Source organism: Desulfoplanes formicivorans, from assembly GCF_001748225.1.
Classification (GTDB): domain Bacteria; phylum Desulfobacterota; class Desulfovibrionia; order Desulfovibrionales; family Desulfomicrobiaceae; genus Desulfoplanes; species Desulfoplanes formicivorans.
This window is the reverse complement of sequence record NZ_BDFE01000020.1, coordinates 1-19,202: the sequence shown is the minus strand read 5'-3', so window position 1 is coordinate 19,202 and position 19,202 is coordinate 1. Positions and strand designations below refer to the sequence as shown.

Annotated in this window: 17 protein-coding genes, 1 tRNA gene and 2 pseudogenes; 7 read left to right on the top strand and 13 right to left on the bottom strand. The window is 51.1% G+C overall.

The window, feature by feature from the left end; translation table 11 throughout:
* Positions 1-79: 79 nt before the first annotated feature.
* From rpoD to DPF_RS11515, 8 genes are all read right to left on the bottom strand, one after another.
* A complete protein-coding gene (gene rpoD, locus DPF_RS11550; protein WP_069859844.1) occupies positions 80-1,840 on the bottom strand; it encodes an RNA polymerase sigma factor RpoD in 1,761 nt (586 codons plus the stop codon).
* Positions 1,841-1,943: 103 nt separating this feature from the next.
* Positions 1,944-3,644 (bottom strand): DNA primase, encoded by a 1,701-nt coding sequence (dnaG, locus tag DPF_RS11545; protein WP_069859843.1) that lies wholly within the window; start codon positions 3,642-3,644, stop codon positions 1,944-1,946.
* Positions 3,645-3,844: 200 nt separating this feature from the next.
* Entirely contained in the window at positions 3,845-6,136 is a 2,292-nt protein-coding gene (locus DPF_RS11540; RefSeq protein ID WP_069859842.1) for an endonuclease MutS2, read from the bottom strand.
* A 264-nt stretch (positions 6,137-6,400) separates the two neighbouring features.
* Positions 6,401-6,601 (bottom strand): 30S ribosomal protein S21, encoded by a 201-nt coding sequence (gene rpsU, locus DPF_RS11535; RefSeq protein ID WP_069860142.1) that lies wholly within the window; start codon positions 6,599-6,601, stop codon positions 6,401-6,403.
* A 159-nt stretch (positions 6,602-6,760) separates the two neighbouring features.
* Positions 6,761-6,952 carry a hypothetical protein gene (locus tag DPF_RS11530; RefSeq protein WP_069859841.1) on the bottom strand — a complete coding sequence of 64 codons (192 nt, stop codon included), beginning with the start codon at positions 6,950-6,952 and terminating at the stop codon, positions 6,761-6,763.
* Between the two features lie 15 nt (positions 6,953-6,967).
* Positions 6,968-7,240 carry an HU family DNA-binding protein gene (locus tag DPF_RS11525; RefSeq protein WP_069859840.1) on the bottom strand — a complete coding sequence of 91 codons (273 nt, stop codon included), beginning with the start codon at positions 7,238-7,240 and terminating at the stop codon, positions 6,968-6,970.
* 320 nt (positions 7,241-7,560) lie between these two features.
* A complete protein-coding gene (gene rsmA, locus DPF_RS11520; RefSeq protein WP_069859839.1) occupies positions 7,561-8,346 on the bottom strand; it encodes a 16S rRNA (adenine(1518)-N(6)/adenine(1519)-N(6))-dimethyltransferase RsmA in 786 nt (261 codons plus the stop codon).
* Between the two features lie 80 nt (positions 8,347-8,426).
* On the bottom strand, positions 8,427-8,921 hold the full coding sequence (locus tag DPF_RS11515) for a DUF2062 domain-containing protein (RefSeq protein WP_069859838.1): 495 nt from the start codon (positions 8,919-8,921) through the stop codon (positions 8,427-8,429).
* A 305-nt stretch (positions 8,922-9,226) separates the two neighbouring features.
* On the opposite strand from DPF_RS11515, the gene DPF_RS11510 reads away from it, so the two are divergent.
* From DPF_RS11510 to DPF_RS11495, 4 genes are all read left to right on the top strand, one after another.
* Positions 9,227-9,589, top strand: a complete 363-nt coding sequence (locus DPF_RS11510) for a winged helix-turn-helix domain-containing protein (protein WP_088178347.1) — start codon at positions 9,227-9,229, stop codon at positions 9,587-9,589.
* A gap of 35 nt (positions 9,590-9,624) precedes the next feature.
* Positions 9,625-10,653 (top strand): NAD-dependent epimerase/dehydratase family protein, encoded by a 1,029-nt coding sequence (locus DPF_RS11505; RefSeq protein ID WP_069860141.1) that lies wholly within the window; start codon positions 9,625-9,627, stop codon positions 10,651-10,653.
* Between the two features lie 66 nt (positions 10,654-10,719).
* Complete coding sequence (locus DPF_RS11500) at positions 10,720-11,862, top strand: glycoside hydrolase family 3 protein (RefSeq protein ID WP_069860140.1); 1,143 nt, start codon at positions 10,720-10,722, stop codon at positions 11,860-11,862.
* A gap of 37 nt (positions 11,863-11,899) precedes the next feature.
* Positions 11,900-11,976, top strand: a tRNA-Pro gene (locus DPF_RS11495).
* 78 nt (positions 11,977-12,054) lie between these two features.
* Here DPF_RS11495 and DPF_RS11490 read toward each other — a convergent pair.
* From DPF_RS11490 to DPF_RS14145, 3 genes are all read right to left on the bottom strand, one after another.
* Complete coding sequence (locus DPF_RS11490; protein ID WP_069859836.1) at positions 12,055-13,212, bottom strand: tyrosine-type recombinase/integrase; 1,158 nt, start codon at positions 13,210-13,212, stop codon at positions 12,055-12,057.
* Positions 13,197-13,469: a helix-turn-helix domain-containing protein gene (locus tag DPF_RS11485; protein ID WP_069859835.1), complete on the bottom strand. Its 273-nt coding sequence runs from the start codon at positions 13,467-13,469 to the stop codon at positions 13,197-13,199. Before DPF_RS11485 ends, DPF_RS11490 begins: the two co-directional genes overlap by 16 nt.
* A gap of 643 nt (positions 13,470-14,112) precedes the next feature.
* Positions 14,113-14,406, bottom strand: a complete 294-nt coding sequence (locus DPF_RS14145) for a hypothetical protein (protein ID WP_069859834.1) — start codon at positions 14,404-14,406, stop codon at positions 14,113-14,115.
* Positions 14,407-14,515: 109 nt separating this feature from the next.
* Here DPF_RS14145 and DPF_RS14140 point away from each other — a divergent pair, with 109 nt between their 5' ends.
* Positions 14,516-14,746, top strand: coding sequence for a helix-turn-helix domain-containing protein (locus DPF_RS14140; RefSeq protein ID WP_069859833.1), 231 nt, complete (start codon positions 14,516-14,518; stop codon positions 14,744-14,746).
* A gap of 25 nt (positions 14,747-14,771) precedes the next feature.
* On the opposite strand, the gene DPF_RS11470 is transcribed toward DPF_RS14140, so the two are convergent.
* Positions 14,772-15,788, bottom strand: coding sequence for a tyrosine-type recombinase/integrase (locus tag DPF_RS11470; protein ID WP_069859832.1), 1,017 nt, complete (start codon positions 15,786-15,788; stop codon positions 14,772-14,774).
* Between the two features lie 541 nt (positions 15,789-16,329).
* Positions 16,330-16,594, bottom strand: a pseudogene (locus DPF_RS13790) (integrase core domain-containing protein); the annotation flags it as partial.
* 522 nt (positions 16,595-17,116) lie between these two features.
* Between DPF_RS13790 and DPF_RS14460 the strand changes: the two are divergent.
* Both DPF_RS14460 and DPF_RS11460 read left to right on the top strand, forming a co-directional pair.
* Positions 17,117-18,711: pseudogene (locus DPF_RS14460) on the top strand (type I restriction-modification system subunit M).
* Positions 18,708-19,202 carry a restriction endonuclease subunit S gene (locus DPF_RS11460; protein WP_069859831.1) on the top strand — a complete coding sequence of 165 codons (495 nt, stop codon included), beginning with the start codon at positions 18,708-18,710 and terminating at the stop codon, positions 19,200-19,202. The pseudogene DPF_RS14460 and the gene DPF_RS11460 overlap by 4 nt, the downstream one beginning before the upstream one ends.

Sequence of the window (19,202 nt, the reverse complement as noted above, 5' to 3'; positions counted from 1 at the left end):
GTCACGGCCCTGGTGTGCCGGCCATGAAAAAAAGGCAGCCTGTGGCTGCCTTTTGATAGTCTCTGGACAACAAGGTCCATCAGGATTCGTAATAGGAACGCAACCCCTGACTGCGCACGGGATGGCGCAGTTTGCGCAAGGCCTTGGCCTCAATCTGTCGGATGCGTTCACGGGTAACATTGAACAACTTACCCACTTCCTCCAGGGTATGATCGGACTTTTCCCCTATGCCGAACCGCTTGCGAAGCACCTGTTCCTCACGCGGGGTCAGATCCGAAAGGACCGAAGCGATCTGCTCCGAAAGTTTGGTGGATACCACTTCCTCAGCCGGTGCCACAGCCTTCTTGTCTTCAATGAAATCCCCCAGACTGCTGTCTTCCTCATCACCAATGGGCGTTTCCAGGGAAATGGGCTCCTTGGCAATCTTGAGCACCTTTTTGACCTTTTCAAGGGGGTAATCCATGCGCTCGGCAATTTCTTCGGGCGAGGGATCGCGTCCAAGCTCCTGAACCAGATACCGGGAAGTCCGGACCAGCTTGTTGATGGTTTCAATCATGTGCACGGGAATACGGATGGTTCTGGCCTGATCGGCAATGGCCCGGGTAATGGCCTGTCTGATCCACCAGGTGGCATAGGTGGAAAATTTGTATCCCCGCTGATACTCGAATTTATCCACGGCCTTCATGAGGCCGATATTGCCTTCCTGAATGAGGTCAAGGAATTGCAAACCCCGATTGGTGTATTTCTTGGCAATGCTGACCACCAGTCTGAGGTTGGCCCGGATGAGTTCCTGCTTGGCGTTCAGGGCATCCTGGTTGCCCTTTTTCACCCGCCACAGAATTTCCTCAAGATCTTCCACGTCATGCATGCAGTTTTCCTGCAACCGCTGCAAAATCTCGATTTTTCCATGAACCATTTCCTTGAAGGAAAAAAGTTCCTCAACCGTCATGTTCAATGAATCAGCAGCAGCAACAGGATTGATTTCCCTTTTTTCCATTTTTTCGAACAAGTCAAAAATCTCTTCCTTGGACTTGCCAATGGAAAGAATGTAGGCAGAAAGATCCCGGCGGCAATTGTGCATCTGACGGACGTAGTCTCCCACGGTCTCGATAATGCGATCAAGGAGGTTCTTGTCCAGCTTGATATCGCGCAGACATTGGACAACCGAACTCTTGTACTCCACAATCTTGTTTTGCAGACCGTAAACTCGTCGATCAAGACGGGCGCATTCGTCCAGCTTTTCGTAAACGGAACGCTTCTTCCGGTAAATATTCTTGACCTCTTCGAGCAGTTTGATGACCCGCTCCCGCTGGTTCATTTCCTCTTCCGACGGGTCATCCTCTTCAATGGTCTTGACCACGTCCTTGAGCTTGATCCGGCCATTGCGCAAATCCTCGCCCACCTGGATGAGTTCCTCGACTGCCACGGGAACCTCCACCAGGGAGTACATGACCTCGAATTCGCCCGCCTCGATCTTGCGGGCGATGTACACTTCCCCTTCCCGGTCAAGAAGGCCCACCGAGCCCATCTCCCGCAGATACATGCGCACGGGATCGTTGCTCCGGGTGGGATAATCCGCGGTATCGTCCGTTTCGGCAAGTTCGATTTCGGCTTCCCCATCTTCCACGACCTCACCCTTGGCCTCAAGGGACTTGCCGACCTTCTCATCCACGATAGCGATATTCATGGAATCGAAAATGGAAATAACTTCTTCGATCTGATCGCTATTGGTCACTTCAGCCGGCAATGCCTTGTTGAGTTCCTCGAAGGTCAGAAACCCCTTTTGCTTGCCAATGGCAATAAGCGCCTTGATCTGCTGCACATCCTTGATGTTGCTCATCCTTCCCCCTTGCGAAACGTTCCGTATGTATCCGGCCACCATGCACCCCAACGCCCCTGTTGGTATCCGCACGCGTTGATGATAGGTGGCCGAGTTGTCGTCATTAATGAACGATAATGTCCTGCAATTGCGCGAGAATCCGCTTGACCTCCCCAATGTCACCGTCCTGCTGGGCCCGGGCCAGAGCCATTTTCAGATGTTTCCGGCGTGTTTTGGACACATTCCGGGCCATGAATTCCTTGAGCCCCTGCCACTCCTCAAGTTCGGCCTCGGGAGAGGCTTTCTGCTGCATCTGGCATTTGACAAAAAAAGTCCGCTCCCCCTCATCAAGATGGGAGAGCAGATGGTCGTGACCATACTGAAGAAGTTTTTCCCAAAATTCCCGGCCACGCTGGGTACACAGGCTGGAAGCAAAGTGGTATTCCTCCAGGCGTTCGAGGTACTGGGGGAACCTGATGGCAAATGACAACAGTTCCCGGTCCCGCTGGGCCGGACCGCAAAGATGCAGCTGGATCGCCTTGGGACTTTGGGTTGTACCCGGTTGACCAATGGCCTCGCGAAGTTCCTTTTCCGAGACCCCGAGGCCTTCGGCTATCTTGGGGATGTAAAAGGCCTGCCAGGAAACCTCCTTCAACCCCTGAATAAAAGAAACAGCCCATCGCATGATTTCCTTGGGCGATTCATTCTCTCTAACCACCGCAAGGCAGAAGGCAAGGCCGTCACGGGCATTTGCCAGCAGATCGGCAAAAACATCCCTGCCCTTTTTCCGCAGCAGGGAATCCGCATCCTCGCCCTCGGGAAACATGACCACCCGACAGGAAACCCCTTCGGAAAGCACCATCAGGGCGCTGCGCAAGGCCGCCTTGCGCCCGGCCCTGTCACCATCAAAAAGCAGGATAATTTCCTTGGCCAAGCCCGCCAGCCGGTGCACCTGACGGGGCGTCAGGGCCGTGCCGAGAACCCCGCAGGCATGGGAAAATCCGTGCTGGTGCAAGGTGATGACATCCACGTACCCCTCGGTGAGGAGCACTGATTTTTCACTGGATATGGATCGTCGGGCCTGAAACAATCCGTAGAGATGATCTCCCTTGGTATAAATGGGGGTCTCGCTGGAATTCAGATATTTGGGTTCCTGATCCTCCTCGATCCCCCGACCGCCAAAGGCAATGACCTGACCGGCCAGATTGTGGATCGGAAACATGATCCGCCCCCGAAAGCGGTCATAGACCCGGCCTGCCTTGTTGTGTGAAAGAAGCCCTGCCGTGACACCGGCCTCTTGGGGATAGCCCAGCTGTTGCAAATGATCCTTGAGACTGTTCCAGGAATCAGGTCCCCACCCGAGGCCAAAGCGTTCCCTCATGTCATGGGAAATATGCCGCCTGTCCAGATAGGCCCGGGCCTTTTCCGCACCCCGGGCAGCAAGGGCGTTTTGAAAAAATCGCTGGGCCCGTGCGTGCAATTCGAAACATTCGGCCTTGACCTCACGTCTCTTGTACCCACCAGGTGTTTCAGGGCGAAGCTCCACCCCGGCCTCACGGGCAAGCTGTTCAACAGCCTCGGGAAAACTGAGGCCATTGATGGCGCGGTAGAACTCGATCACGTCGCCGGCTGCCTGGCATCCAAAACAATAGTAAAAGCCACGCGCAGGGCTCACGGAAAACGAGGGCTTGGTCTCCTGATGAAAGGGACAGGGAGCAACCCAGTTTTCCCCCACGGGCTTGAGTTCCACATAGCGACCAATGAGATCAAGGATGTCAATCCTGGCCTTGATGGCCTCCACGGTGTTGGAATCAAATTTTGCCATGAGCACCTGTGTACAGAACAAGAAAGGAGAAGATCACCAACAGCAGCGGCCAACGCAGATTGCAAGCCGCAGCCTCTCCAGATAGATCACGGATCATCAGCTGTTTCAGATCCGCACGCCCGTGCGTGCCATCATGCTTTCCTGCAAACTCCCTGTGTTGCACAACCGGGGGGGGCGCCGATCCAGCCTCCCCATCAGCGTTATTCCAGAACGACCCGGGTCATGCCATCGCCGCCTTCATCCGCATTGGCCAAGGCAAAGGATTGGACCCCGGGAAAGCCCTGGAGGACCTCGTGAGCCACGGTTTTGAGCACGCCGGTTCCCTTGCCGTGGATGATCTCCAGTTCACATCCCCCCTTGAGGATCGCACTGTCCAGAAAGGATTCAAGCCGAGCCTGGGCCTCATCGGCGCGCATTCCCCGCAGATCCAGCCGCATAAGGGAACCGGCCACCTGACCGCTGTTCACCGTGTACCCTGGACTCTTGGCGGTTGCGGGCCTGTCCGGGGCAAGGTCTTCGATACCGACCCAGACCGCCAGACCTCCGGCATTGATCTTGACCCGTTTTTTGCGTTGGTCCAGGGCCTCGACAACAGCGGACTTGTCCCATGAGGTGTAAACAACCCGTTTGCCTGGAGCGAGATCCGCCCATGCAAACCCTCTGGTGGTCGATTCCCGAGGTGCTGGTGCAATCTGTTTCCTGGCCTCGGCCAGCTTGCTCAAGGCCTGCTTGCGGCCCAGACGGCCCTGGCGCCAGGCACGAACAATCTCCTGGGATCTGGCCTCCAGCCCCTTGACGAGCTCGGCACGTTCCCGCTCGAAGCGCTGTTGCCGCCGGGCCCATTTTTCTTCCAGCACGGCCTCGCGCTTTTTCAGACGGTCAAGCTCTTTTTCCTTGCTCTCGGCCAGGGCGTTGAGACGGTTGAAGATGTCCCGGGTATCCCCCCCTTCAAGCAGAAGATATTCCTCGGCCCGGGCCAATATGGACGCGTCCAGGCCCTGCTCCCTGGCCACATCAAGGGCCTGACTGGCCCCGACCTGATCATAGACAAGCTTGTACAGCGGCTTTTTGGTTCTCGGATCGAACAAGACCGATGCCGCACGTACCTGCTGTTTGGTCAGGCCGTAGACCTTGAGGGCCGGAAAATGTGTGGCAACGGCTACAAAGCTGTCCCGCTCGAGCAGCCCGTCCACCACGGCCTGGGCCAGGGCAGCCCCCTGGCTGGGATCCGTGCCCATGCCGAATTCATCCAGAATAACCAGGGTGGCCGGACCGATATGCGGCCAGAGCCGGGCAAAATGTCGAATCTGGGCCGTAAAGGTACTCAAGCTTTCCTCAAGACTCTGCTCGTCGCCCATGGAAACAAAAACCTGATCAAGAAGGGGCAGCCGGCTTTCCGGGGCCACGGGAACGGGCAGTGCTGTTCGGGCCATGAGGGCAATGAGCCCCAGGGTCTTGAGGCTGACGGTCTTGCCCCCGGCATTGCCGCCGCTGACAATCAGTCCCTTTTGATCGGGCTCAAGTTCAATGTCCACGGGCACCACGGCATTTCCCTGCAAGGCCAGCAGCGGATGACGAGCGCTCTTGAGGGCAAGGGGCGCGCCTGGTTCCATGTGCAGCACGATCCCGTCCAGAGATGCCGCCAGACGAACCTTGGCCTGCAGCACATCCATCATGACCAGCCAGTCGTACATCTCCCGAATACCTGCCGCTTCCTGACGAACCAGATCCGTGAGCAGGGTGAGTACCTTGCGCTCTTCCTCGCGCTCCTCCTGCTTGAGGTCCCGGACCTGATTGTTCAGCTCCACCAGGAAAAGGGGCTCAATGTAACAGGTTTCACCGGTCTGGGAAAAATCATGGACAATACCCTTGATCTTGCCCTTGAAATTGGATTTGACCGCAAGGACATATCTGTCTGCGGAAATGGTCAGAAATTCGTCTTGCAAAAAAGAAAGGACGTCCTTGTCCCCGAAAAAATCATGCACCTTGCGGGTACACCGAGCCAGAATGGACCGCATCTCCTGACGCACGGAATAGAGCCCCGGAGAACTTTCGTCCTTGAGTTCCCCTTCGCTGTTCATGCACCGTTTGAGACCCGACCAGGTTTTGGAAGGCCACGTCACCTGATCGGCCGCATCCACAAGCAGGGTAAAGCGCTTGGAGGGTGCGTCCAAAACGGCATCGCGTCCTGTCTTGGCGGTTTCAAGCATCCTGAAAACAGCCCAGAGCCCGTCCTTGTCCAAAATCGCTGCCGGCTGCCCCACAAAGGCAAGCACCCCATCGAGTTCGGGAAATGCAGGAAAAACATGCCCGGTCTCGCCGAACCAGGCAAGAGCCTGCTGCAAAAGTCCCACCTCATGGGACAGACGATCCTGGCTTGTGCACGGCATAAGCTCCCTGCAGGCCCCCTTCCCGGCCAGGGAAAAGGCGTGATGAGAAAGCAGCTCAAGCACTTTGGGATAATCCAACAAAGTCAGTGTTCTGGAATCCATAAAATGGGGGAAAACCGGGTTTTGAAATTCTGGATGTGATCCGCGAAAGGAATCATCGCGGTTCGGAAACGCTGAGCAGGCAGAGTCGACCTGCGAGCATGCCGATTCGGGGAGATGGCAATCGGCGTTGGCCTGGGGATGCGGATTGGGCGCAGAAACAAGGCAGGACTGGCCGGATCCAGCATGAAGTACACCCGCCCCGGTACATGCCGGAACGGGTGCAGGTCGAGCAATATCACAGAAAGAAAAAACGTAGCATATGCCCTACATCATCTGGATTTTGCGCATCTTTTTCATCAAACGTTTACGGGCGGCAGCCTCTTTCTTCTTCTTCTGGATGCTGGGCTTCTCGTAATGCTGACGCTTCTTGAGTTCGGAGAGAATACCGGCCTTTTCGACCTGCTTCTTGAACTTACGGAGCGAATAATCAAAGGTATCGTTGTCACCTAACACAACTCCTGGCAATAGAATCACCTCCCACGTGCAAATTTGGAAACATGTCAAATATACAAAAAAGAAAATATTGGCAAGCATAAAAAGAGGAAACCCCAATTGTCGGGGTTTCCTCTTCAATGTCCAACTATTCCAATGCAATCCCTTGTATTTCAGGGATCACAGGTAATTTTATTTGGCAGCGGCCTCTTCCTTGCGGGCTTCCTTAATGGTCTCGATAAAAGACTGCAGGAAAACCACGCCAAGCCCTGTACCAATGACAAACAAGACGATATATAAGACGCCGAAAAATACCGCATGATCAGGAGCCCACCAGGGCAGATCCTGCGGAAGCATGCTGTGGACGGTTTCACCAGGAATCATGACGCCTCCAAGAGATTACTTGACCGCTTCTTTCAGGAGTTTGCCAGGCCGAAAACGGACAACCTTGCTTGCCGGAATATCGATCTCTTCACCCGTGCGCGGGTTGCGGCCCTTGCGACCCTTGCGGTCTTCGACAACAAAAGTGCCAAAACCAGTCAGAGTCAATTTGCCTTCGGCAACCAAGGTTTCCTGGACGGATTCCAGAAAGGCGTTCAGTCCCTTTTCTGCCTGAGCTTTAGTCAATTCGGCCTTTTCTGCCATTTTAGCTACGAGTTCAGCCTTTGTCATCAGTCTCTTCCTCCTGAATAGAAAGTGATCATGTTCATGACAACTATCATGAATGGAAATAATATATATTCAAACCGTACCGCAATCCGCCGCGAAATCGTAAAACTGCCACAGCCTTAAATACCGTCAGCACAGTCAGGTCGCTTCGTAGATCAAAGAGCTTCTTCTGTCTAGAGCCAATCGATTCTGAAAGTCTACTTGCACGCACCATCCTTCTGGCGGGCACAATGAACGTCTTACAGCGTGACTTTCCGCCAAGAACAAAATTTCATCCTCGAAGTCAAGGAAAATTTTGGAATAGCGCCATTTGTAAGACATTTTCACAGGCAATGGGTCAACGTCACGAACTGCTCGGGCGTGAGCGACTCGGGGCGTGCCCGCCGATCAATACCTTCGTGTTCCAACCAGGCCTCGAGTTGTTCACTCCACACATGTTTAAGGATATTGCCCAGTTGCTTGCGTCTCTTCTGAAACAAAAGATGAATTGTCTGGGCCAGCTTGGCGTGATCAACCGCGGGAAAAGGACGTTGCTTAAACCCGACCACCGTGGAATCGACCTTGGGACGGGGATAAAAACAGGAAGGCGAAACATGAAACAGGATGCGCGGCACAGCAAAGGTCTGCACCCACACCGAGAGCCCGCCATAGGTTTTGGAGCCCGGCCTGGCTGTCAGGCGCAGGGCCACCTCCTTTTGCACCATGAAACAGCATGAGGTGAACGGACAGACCCGACTAAACACCTCCCACATGATGGGCGATGCGACATTATATGGAAGGTTGCCCACAACCTTGAGGGATGGCAGAGCACCAATGGTTTCCCAAACAAAATCAAGCCCATCACCCAGTATGCATCCCAGATCCGGCAGTTGCGCCTTGAGGGCGTACACAAGGTCACGGTCCTTTTCCAGCACAAAGAGTCTTTGGGCCTTTTGGGCCAGAACCCGGGTCAAGGCGCCGCGACCTGGACCGATTTCAAAAACCGTATCACCCGCCTCAATGGCAAGCTGATCAACGATCTTCCGGATGACATTTCCGTCAACAAGAAAATTCTGCCCCAGGCTCTTTTTGGGCCGATGCGTCCCCGCACCAGCATGGCCAAATGTCATGAGTAATCCTTGAACAATTGGGATGTTACGGGTCGACAAGCCCCAGGGGTCAGACCCAAAGGCTTGAGGAATCGCGACCGCTATTTTTTAAGGGCCGCCCGCTTCATCCGACGGGCAGCTCGTTTCTGATGGTACATAAGGACCATCCGGACGGTCAGAAAATAGGTACCAATGGCGGCAGGCACACCGATCACCAGACCGCCCACGCTCATGACCATGACCAGATGCCAGCCCGAGGTGAGCATGTCGGCCAGGGCCAACTGTCCGGGATCAAACCCCTGGACCTCCCCGGGCACAATCAGCCGGCCTATCTGGTAGAGGAAATAATAGATAAAAACCACATTGGCGGGATTGGAAATCCACGTACCCAACGCCGCAGCAATCTTGCTGCAACGCAGGACAAAGGCCAAGGCCACGGCAATGACCGTCTGAAAGGGGATAACAGGAAGACAGCCCACAAACACGCCAACGGCCATGCCCAACCCAATGGAATGGGGAGGCGCCTTGATGCGCAGGATCTTCAAGTAGGCAAAGCGGAGGCTGCGCCCCAAACGGACCCACACCCGCCGCATCATGACAACTCGTTCTCGGTGCCCGCATCCAGGGCCGGCACACAAAGGGAAAAAAGGGGATTCACAACAACCATGCACCGTTCCTCATACTCAATCCGCGAACCGCAACAATCGTCCACACCAAAGAATATATTTTGATGGACGCGTGCCACGGGGTCAAGCTCTGATTTCATCCACAGGGTACAAGACGAGGAACAAGGCCTCCTTCATTGACCGACTCTCCCATTCTGGTTACATATTTGAGCTGCAGGGATGCCAGCTTGCACCCGCTAGTGCGAACAGATCCGTTTCCAGGAGGAATGCCCACCATGATTACCACCACAATGAGAACCCATCTCTGGTTCGAGACTCCCAAAGGCATGTTCTTCGGTATGGGGCGCGTGCTTCTTTTGCAAAAGGTCAAGGAACTCGGCTCCCTGAACAAGGCGGCCAAGGAACTGGGCATGTCCTACAGGGCGGCCTGGGGGAAAATCAAGGCCACCGAAGAAGTCCTGGGCAAGCCCTTGCTGGTCAAGGTTGCCGGGCGCAAGGGGTTCGTGCTTTCGGACATGGCCGATACCCTGGTGGACAATTTCTGTACATGGCAGCAGGAGGTTGAAACCTTTGCCCTGCACAAGGCCCAGGAAAAGTTTTCCTGGAAAATAAACGACTTCTCCAACGCCAGAGGATGAGTATTTCCTCTGGTCCAACCCAAACCCCTTCTTTCATGAGCCATTATTCAACCATCACAAACCACCTTACCCGCGATCCCCGAACCTGGGTCATCACCGGCGTTGCCGGCTTCATCGGTTCCAACCTTCTTGAAAGCCTGCTCAAACTTGATCAACAGGTCGTGGGACTGGACAATTTTTCCACCGGCCACCACCACAATCTCGAAGATGTCCGCAACCTGGTTACTGCGGATCAATGGGCCCGTTTTTCCCTTGTCACGGGAGATATCCGGGATGTGGACACCTGCAGGCAGGTCTGTGCCAATGCGGACTACGTTCTTCACCAGGCTGCCCTGGGATCAGTGCCCCGGTCCATCCAGGATCCGATAACCACCAATGCCAACAATATTTCCGGATTTCTGAACATGCTTGTGGCGGCCCGCGACGCCGGCATCAAACGATTTGTGTATGCGGCCTCAAGTTCCACCTACGGCGACCACCCCGGACTGCCCAAGGTCGAAGATCGCATCGGCCGTCCGCTCTCCCCCTATGCCGTGACCAAGTACGTCAATGAACTCTACGCCGACGTGTTTGCCAGAACGTATGGCTTCAAGGCCATTGGCCTGCGCTATTTCAACATTTTTGGGCGCCGTCAGGACCCCAACGGCGCCTATGCCGCGGTCATGCCCAAATGGTTTGCCAGCATGCTGGCCAACAAGCCTGTGTACATCAACGGCGACGGCGAGACATCTCGTGATTTCTGCTACATCGACAATTGTGTTCAGGCCAACATCCTTGCGGCCACGGCAGACCATCCCGACGCAGCCGGTCAGGTCTACAACGTGGCCTTTGGAGAACGCACAACCCTGAACGAACTCTTTACCCTCATCAGGGACCGGGTTGCCCACCTGCGCCCTGATCTGACCATTGCCGATCCCGTGTACAGGGATTTCAGACCCGGCGATGTGCGCCACTCTCTGGCCGATATCACCAGGGCCCGGACCCTTCTCGGGTATGAGCCAACCCACAGCGTGCGCCAGGGGCTGGACACAACCGCGGCCTGGTACGTTGCCTCGTTGGGATAAAAGACATTTTCGTCATGCATCTCAATGAGCCGTGTGCGCCTTCTCCTTCATATCCCATTCATAACCATGCAAAATCATCTTTTTCCCATCATGCTGGCCTTGGTCCTGTCTCTTTGCCCGGCCTGTTCCAGACAGGCCACGGCAACAGGAACCAGAACCCCTGATCTTGATACCATGATGGGCCAGATGCTCATGGTGGGGTTCAGAGACCAAAATGTGGACGAAAACTCGCCCATCGTCCGGGATATCAAAGACCGCCATCTGGGCTCGGTCATTTTATTTGATTACGACGTCAACCTGCACCAGAGCGGACGCAACATAGCCTCGTTCCAACAGGTCCAAAAGCTGGTCAGCACGCTCAAGCATCATGCAAGCATTCCTCTTTTGGTGGCGGTTGATCAGGAAGGAGGACGTGTGGCCAGGCTCAAGCCCGCATACGGCTTCCCTGCCCTGCCCAGCGCCCAAGACCTCGGGCGCGATCATGATCCGGAAAGAACCCGGAAAGCCGGTGAACTAACGGGAAAAACCCTGAAAGACGTGGGCATCAACTGGGATCTTGCCCCGGTGGTGGACGTGAACGTCAATCCCTGTTCTCCGGCCATCGGCAACCTTGGCCGGAGTTTTTCATCCGATCCGCACCAGGTGGTTGCCCATGCCGAGGCATTTATCACGGGCCTGCACGAGTATGGAGTTCTTTCCTGCCTCAAACACTTTCCCGGCCATGGAAGCGCCAGGAGCGACTCCCACCAGGGCTTCACTGATGTCTCTTCCACATGGTCACCCCAGGAACTCATCCCCTACCGACAACTGGTCAGCAAGGGAACATGCGACGCCATCATGACCGCGCATATTTTCAACCGTCAGCTGGACGCCCGGTTTCCGGCCACCCTGTCCCGGGCAACCATAACCGATCTTTTGCGCCGGGATATGGGTTTTGACGGGGTGATCCTGACCGACGACATGCAGATGGGCGCCATCGCCAACGAGTACGGCCTCAAACAGGCCATTTATCATGCCCTCAAGGCCGGGGCGGACATCCTCGTCTTTGGCAACAACCTGGAATACGATCCGGACATCACGGCCAAAGCCATTCAGGTCATGAACAATCTGGTCACCTCCGGACAAATTTCCCGGGACCGGATAGCGCGATCCTTTGCTCGCATCATGGAATTGAAAAAAAAATTGCAGGTTTTGCAAAAAACCATTTGACAACCAGAGGGCAGATCCATAAAAGAGCCACCTGTGTCGGGATGTAGCGCAGTTTGGGAGCGCACTTGAATGGGGTTCAAGGGGTCGGAGGTTCAAATCCTCTCATCCCGACCAAAAAAAGCTTTAAACCCCAAGGCTTTATCAAAAGGTCACTTTCGCAAGAAAGTGGCCTTTTTTGCGTTCATGTACCAATTATGTACCAAAATCACTCAGTCCCCCCTTGTTTTCTGAGGAAGGCATCCATTGGCCATAGTGCCCTGCCAGCTTCACCTGCCGATCCTGTTTCCGCAGGCCCGAAAGATGAGCATATCTGTCAGTACTCCTAATATCCCGATGTCCGAGCAAAACTTTCACGTCCTTGAGATCTCCGCCCGACGTGAGCAGATTACTGGCAAACGTATGCCTGAGGTCGTGAAAATGAAATCCTTTCAACCCTGCCAGCAAACGAACTTTCTCCCATGCACTTCTGAAGTTCGACCGGGGGGTTCCATCCAGATGCCCATAAACCCAGGAATCATCCTTGGGAACAATCTTCCGCCGATGCCGGGCGTATTCCACATGTTTTTTCCAATGCAGGAGCGCATACTTCGTTCTCGGCATAAGCCACATGGTGCGTTCCATGCCATTCTTCGTTCTGAAAAAACGGATCGTATCGGTATCGAAATCAATGTCTTTCCACTTTAGATCCAAAACTTCCTGCTTGGAGCATCCGTGTTCGGCCCCCAGCAAAATCATTGATACCAGATAATGCTTGGCTTTGGTTTTACAGCAGGCCTTCAAAAGTTCATCGAGTTTTTCCGGTTTCAGATATTTGTTTCGCTCGTGCTTCTTTTCGCTCAGATAGTTAATCGGAGCCGCAACATCTTCCACCACAGCGGACTCGGCATAAGCACGCTTGAGTACTTGTTTGAAAATGAACAAACGTCGGTTAGATGTGATCACGGACAGATCCATGGCCACCTGGGCACGATACTCCAAAATCATCTCCCGAGTTATGTCCATGAGCAGATTATCTCCGAACGTCCTGCACAATTGCCTCAGCGCGATTTTATAGTCTTCACCCGTAACCGATGAAAGTTCGCCTGTGGCAACCCGGCGATCCCACTCCTTCCGACAGAGGTCAGCCACTTCGTTGAACGTAAGCGGAGTATGGCGTTTCTGAATTTTTGCCAGCTCCGCATATTCCCTGCCATCAAGCATCACCCGCAAACGGGCAGCTTCGGCTGCGGCATCCTTTCTCATCTTGAATGTCTTGTAATACTTACGTTTTCCACTAAGTGGATCGCGAAAATACACCACAAACGATTTATTATTTTTGTTCACACGCTCGCTAATCAGAACTGTTGCCATTGGCCGTTCTCCTTAGTCGAGCTTTTCTGAGAACCAGTCTTCGCTATTTGTCTGTCAATGAACAGGGCGATGTCCCGTCTGGCGACTCGCTTGGTTCCCCTTACCAAAAAATATGGCAATGTGCCATCACTAAGAAGCCTCGAAATCGTCGAACGATGGACAGAAAAAAGATCTGCCAACTGCTTCATGCTATAAAACGGTCGATCAAGTTCAATTTCATACGGGTTGGTTTCAAATATTTCCTCTTTTACACTCATACAAAACTCCATGGTTGCGTTTTAAACCATTATAGAGTTTTGTTTTTAAATAACCTAATATTGAAAAATATTGTTTTTGCTTACCAAGATATTATATTTATCAGCAATAAAAACTTGCTCTAATCGACATAAATGCTTCGAAGATGCTCTATCGACATACATGCAAGGATCTCCGCAATCCCCTTTTTTTGAAGAAAAAAAATAAAAAAATGTAAGAATAGCATTTATTGCAAAAAAGATATTTTTGAAATATAATCAATATCTTATGATGCATTTTCAAGCTGGTTTATTTTGTTTATGAACCATTTTTGATTCAAAAATACCCCAAAAAGCCGGATTTTTTTTGTTCAAAAATTTATGGTATACTCATAATTTTATTTTTTTGACCCAGCGTTTTCAAAACTACAACCCTTTCATAAAATCCCCTTTCTGACCATTTTTATTGGTTGTCATTTACAACAATCGGACTCAAGCATTCGTGACCATTGCTACCAAGGCCAAGAACCATCCCTGCAGAGGACCTGGAAAGCGACCGTGCTTCCGCGAAACATATTTGAATCTCGACACTTCTCCCAAACAAAACGATCCTCAAGCCTTGCCAGGCTGAGGACCGTTTTGCCTTCACTTCCTCCTATACGCTGATCTATTCCAAATGCTCTGCGAGTTCCGCCCCTATGGTTGATATTTTATCTTTAATCTCCTCCAAGTCAGAAATTTTTTCCTTAACCACAGCACTAAGACGATCCCCCTTTTCGTTTTGCTCAATCATATCAACCTCACCAATTCCCTTCCTGAGCATCGTACGCTTGGCCCGCGATGCCAGAGTTGAAAGATAGCTTGAGCTGATACCATATTTCAGGCCAATGACCTCGAGGGTACCCGTACCCAAAAAGACTTCGCCTACTGCTTTTGTCTTGGCTTCCAAGTCCAGTTTCATCTTCTTCACCTCCTTTTTCTTCATTTTTTATTATAGTAATATATTACAATATGCAGGGTCAAGAAATTTTCGGTATCATCCCGGTTTCACAAATATCCGGGAGCCAACCATGTCTATTTACGAAGTTAGGGAGAATACCCCTGCACCTAAGAGCAATGTTCGGGACATCATGGAACGCCAAGGCGTTTCCTTTGCCAAATTAGCCGAGAAAACCAAACTCTCGACAAAAATTATTGAAAGGGCACGGGGAGAGAATATCAAAAAATGCAAATTGGAGACCCTAGCGATTATCGCGCAAGGATTGGGTGTCAAAATCAAAGATTTGTTTGATGAAGAATGATCTGCGTCAAAAGGCTATAGCAGGATCAGAGCATCGGGTACCGAGCGTCAGCACCTTTAGTCGAAGCTAGCCGATCCCACGGCAATCTCGATGGCTGAGGATCGCGTAGAGGGCTGCTACAAGTGACATCTGCGATATGACTGTTCCCCCTAGCTTGGGCTGAAATCCCATATTTTTTCTTGGAAAGGATGGATCGGTGTCCAAGGATCATCGAAATTTTGGGAGGCAGGCATCCCTCTCCTTTCAAATCCGCTGAAAGTTGATGCCTGTAGCTATATGGAGAGATATGATTTTTCTTGCGGGGCCAGATCTTTTGAGAGAGTCTTCGTACATAGTCGTTGAGGCGTTTCGCATTGACCTGAACAAACAAATGACCTTCATATGCTACCTGACTTAGCAGGTAATTCTTTGCTGAGCCGTGGCTGACACGGGTCCGCATTTCAATTTTAATAGTGCGCGTGGCCTGCCCGTTCCGCTTTGCCTTACCTTGCTTCGATCCCCGAATAGTGATTTCGAGAAAATCCGAAGACTCATCACCGGCCACAATCACTCCTCGCTCGATCTCGCTGGGCCTAGCACCTGTTAACTGCAGGATGGCCAAAGCACCCTTATAGTCATAATTATCACACCGTTCCCACATGATCTCCCGCCAATTATACGGCATCTTGCGCAAAGATTTCCTTTTTGATTTGCCCGGATTCTTAGTCGTCACGGGACTGACCCCCGTATTTATGGCATGCTTTTTATAGAGATCGATAAAATATCTTAACTCATCCCAAATCTTGTTAGCATCTACTTGATCCAGAGATTTTGAGTTAATCTTTTTGATGCACATCTGAATATAATGAACAATTGAAAATCTGAGAGCAGCCTTTTTTTTATAATAGTAGCCTTTTGATCCTTCATATAAAATTTTATCTGGGTCGGTTATTATTCTCTTAAAAATCTTCAGATACTCATCTTTTGTTTTATCCTCTACGTCTTTTATACCAATATCACGAACTATTTTTTTTGCATATGAAACAGCCTCTTTTAATTCCATATCGATATCCTCAAATTTAAGATCTATTAGTAGTATAATATATAGATCTCAAAATGCAAGGCCCGAAGGGAATTGGCAATCTCATGATGAATCTATGTCTCCATCGTTCCATATGGATTGCCTGTAAAATGGATTTCCATCCATAGGGTAAACCTGTTGTAGGGATACCCTGTGCCCGCTCTCAGAAATGATACGTTGATGTGTGGATAAAATGATCAGGTTTATCCAAAATTTTCATCAAGTAGATCGAGCGGGCATATTCTTCCGCATTTTTAGCATGCGGAAGAATATGCGTGTTGGATGCGGAAGAATATCTGAGAGTTGTCGGCTACGATGTCGAAGTTGAGGGGGGGGTATCCTGGGAGAGGGGTTTACCAAAAATTAAGGGAATCAAAAAAAATATGGCGGACAAGAGTAAATCGAGGATAGCCTCGGCGGAAATCATCCTCTCGGAATTATCGTAAAATCATTTTTTTTTGCCGATTTTTTCTCAAAAAAATCTCAAAGAGGGTGATCCTGCAACAGTTTAGTGGAGACCCTGTTAAGCCACTCGCTGTGTGACCTGACGGTTTTCGTATTCAAATGGCGACATCCACCCGTTGCGGAGTGTCGTCGTCTGCGATTGTAATAGGCTTCAATATATTGGAAGATGGCCAATTCGGCCTCTCTTTGGGTTGAAATGTATGATGCCGGATGAATTGAGTTTTCAGGGTATAAAGGAATGATTCTGCGACCGCGTTGTCCCAGCAGTTCCCCTTGCGGCTCATGCTTTGAGTGCAGCCATTTTGTTCAAGAGTTTTTCGGAAGTGATCCTGCTACAGACTTGAGGAGTTGAAGTTAATCCACTATTCTGACAACCAACCGGGCTAGAAATTCCTTTTCAAAATTTCAACCAACATTTTAACCTATAACAGCGAGAGGATAGACGCATGTTTCCTTTCAAAAAAATCTAGCCTATTTCTAACCTATTTCTAGCCTTTAATCCTAAAGTCCACTCCGGATGTGGCTTTCGCCACGCTCATAACGGATTGCAAGTTCCTTCAATCCACCGAAGCCCTGAAGCTGCTCAAAATGAGCATACCGCTCAGTCATTTCCATGGTTCGATGACATGACCGATCAACGCCTTCACCTGCTCCAAGGTCATACCTGAACATTGATCCTGCAACAGACAAGGCCAATGAAGTCAGTCAAAATCAGCACCAAGGGTAATGACTGTTTGACGAGACAAGTCAGACTCGTTTATCCCCAAAAAGTTTTTTGAGAGATCCCCAGATTTTTTTTGCAACTGATCCTGGCTACAAAATGTAGCAGCCGCAGGATCACCTGAATGACATATCCAATCGAATTAAAGCGAGAAAATCACATGACAAGCTCACAACAACGTTCCGCCCTGCAGCGCCAGATCTGGGCCATTGCCAACGATGTACGCGGCGCCGTGGACGGCTGGGATTTCAAACAATACGTCCTTGGCACCCTGTTTTACCGATTTATCAGCGAAAACTTTGCCAGTTACATGGAAGCAGATGATGAAAGTATTCATTACGCTGAACTGCCCGACAGCGTCATCACCCCTGAAATTAAAGACGACGCCGTTAAAACAAAGGGATACTTCATCTACCCCAGCCAGCTGTTTGCCAACGTCGTCAAAAATGCCAACACCAATGAAAGCCTGAACACCGATTTAGCCGAAATCTTTACCGCTATCGAGGCGTCTGCCGGCGGCTATCCGTCCGAAAATGATATCAAAGGCCTGTTTGCCGATTTTGATACCACCAGCAATCGCCTGGGCAACACCGTGGCGGACAAAAACAGACGCCTGGCCGCGGTACTCAAAGGGGTGGCCGGGCTGGATTTTGGTGATTTCCATGGCAACCACATAGACCTTTTTGGCGATGCCTACGAGTTCCTCATCTCCAACTACGCAGCCAATGCGGGTAAATCCGGGGGTGAATTTTTACTCCCCAGCATGTTTCCAGGCTCATTGCCCGGCTGGCCATGCACAAACAGAAAACCGTTAACAAAATTTATGACCCGGCCTGCGGCTCAGGATCACTGCTGCTACAGGCCAAAAAACACTTTGACGCCCATATCATTGAAGATGGTTTCTTTGGTCAGGAGATCAATCACACCACCTACAACCTGGCGCGGATGAACATGTTTTTGCACAACATCAACTACGACAAGTTCAATATCCAGCTGGGTGATACCCTGACCAACCCGCATTTTCTGGATGACAAGCCCTTTGATGCCATTGTCTCCAACCCGCCATATTCGGTAAAATGGATCGGCAAAGATGATCCCACCCTGATTAACGATGATCGCTTTGCCCCGGCAGGTGTGCTCCCTCCCAAATCCAAGGCCGACTTTGCCTTTGTGCTCCATGCACTCAGTTACCTTTCCGGCAAAGGACGCGCCGCCATTGTCTGCTTCCCGGGCATCTTCTACCGACGCGGAGCAGAAAAAAAAATCCGCCAGTATCTGGTGGACAACAACTATGTAGAAACGGTGATTTCCCTGGCGCCCAACCTGTTTTTCGGCACCACCATCGCCGTGAATATCCTGGTGCTCTCCAAACACAAGCCCGACACCTACACCCAGTTTATCGACGCCAGCGAACTCTTTAAAAAAGAGACCAACAACAATGTGCTGCTGGATGAACATATCGATAAAATCATGGCCGTGTTCGACAGCAAGGAAAACATCGACTACTTTGCCAAGTCCGTGCCCCATGAACAGATCGCCGACAACAACTACAACCTTTCTGTCAGCAGCTATGTGAAAGCCAAAGACACCCGTGAAGTCATTGATATCGACAAGTTGAATGCGGAGCTCAAAGCCACAGTCAGCCGCATCGACCAGCTTCGCGCAGACATTGATGCCATCGTGGCCGAGATTGAAGGCGAGCAGGGGGTAAAAGCATGAGCAACAACTGCTTTCTGGAAAAACTGCTGGATGGGGTGGAGGTGGAGTGGACACCTTTACGAGAAGTTGTACACATACGTAATGGCTACGCATTCAAGAGCTCAATGTACTGCAATGAAGGCATAAGAGTAATTCGAATATCTGATGTTCAAAAAGGTAAAATTTCAGAAAAGAATATCAAATTCTACCCTTTAGAATTGTACTCAGAAATCGAACGATACTTGCTGAAAGCTAATGACTTAGTGATGTCATTAACAGGCAACTGTGGCAGAGTGGCAATGCTCTCAAATAATGACTTGCCTGCGGCATTAAACCAACGGGTAGCATGCCTTAGACCGAAAAGAAATATTATTCTAACCCGCTATTTATTTCATTATTTTGATCAAATCTCCTTTGAAGATTTGACTGCAAAAACTCTCTACAATAACGAAAAATTACTACCTATACTATTTACAAAATATACAAAATTTAGTATATATTATCGAAATTAA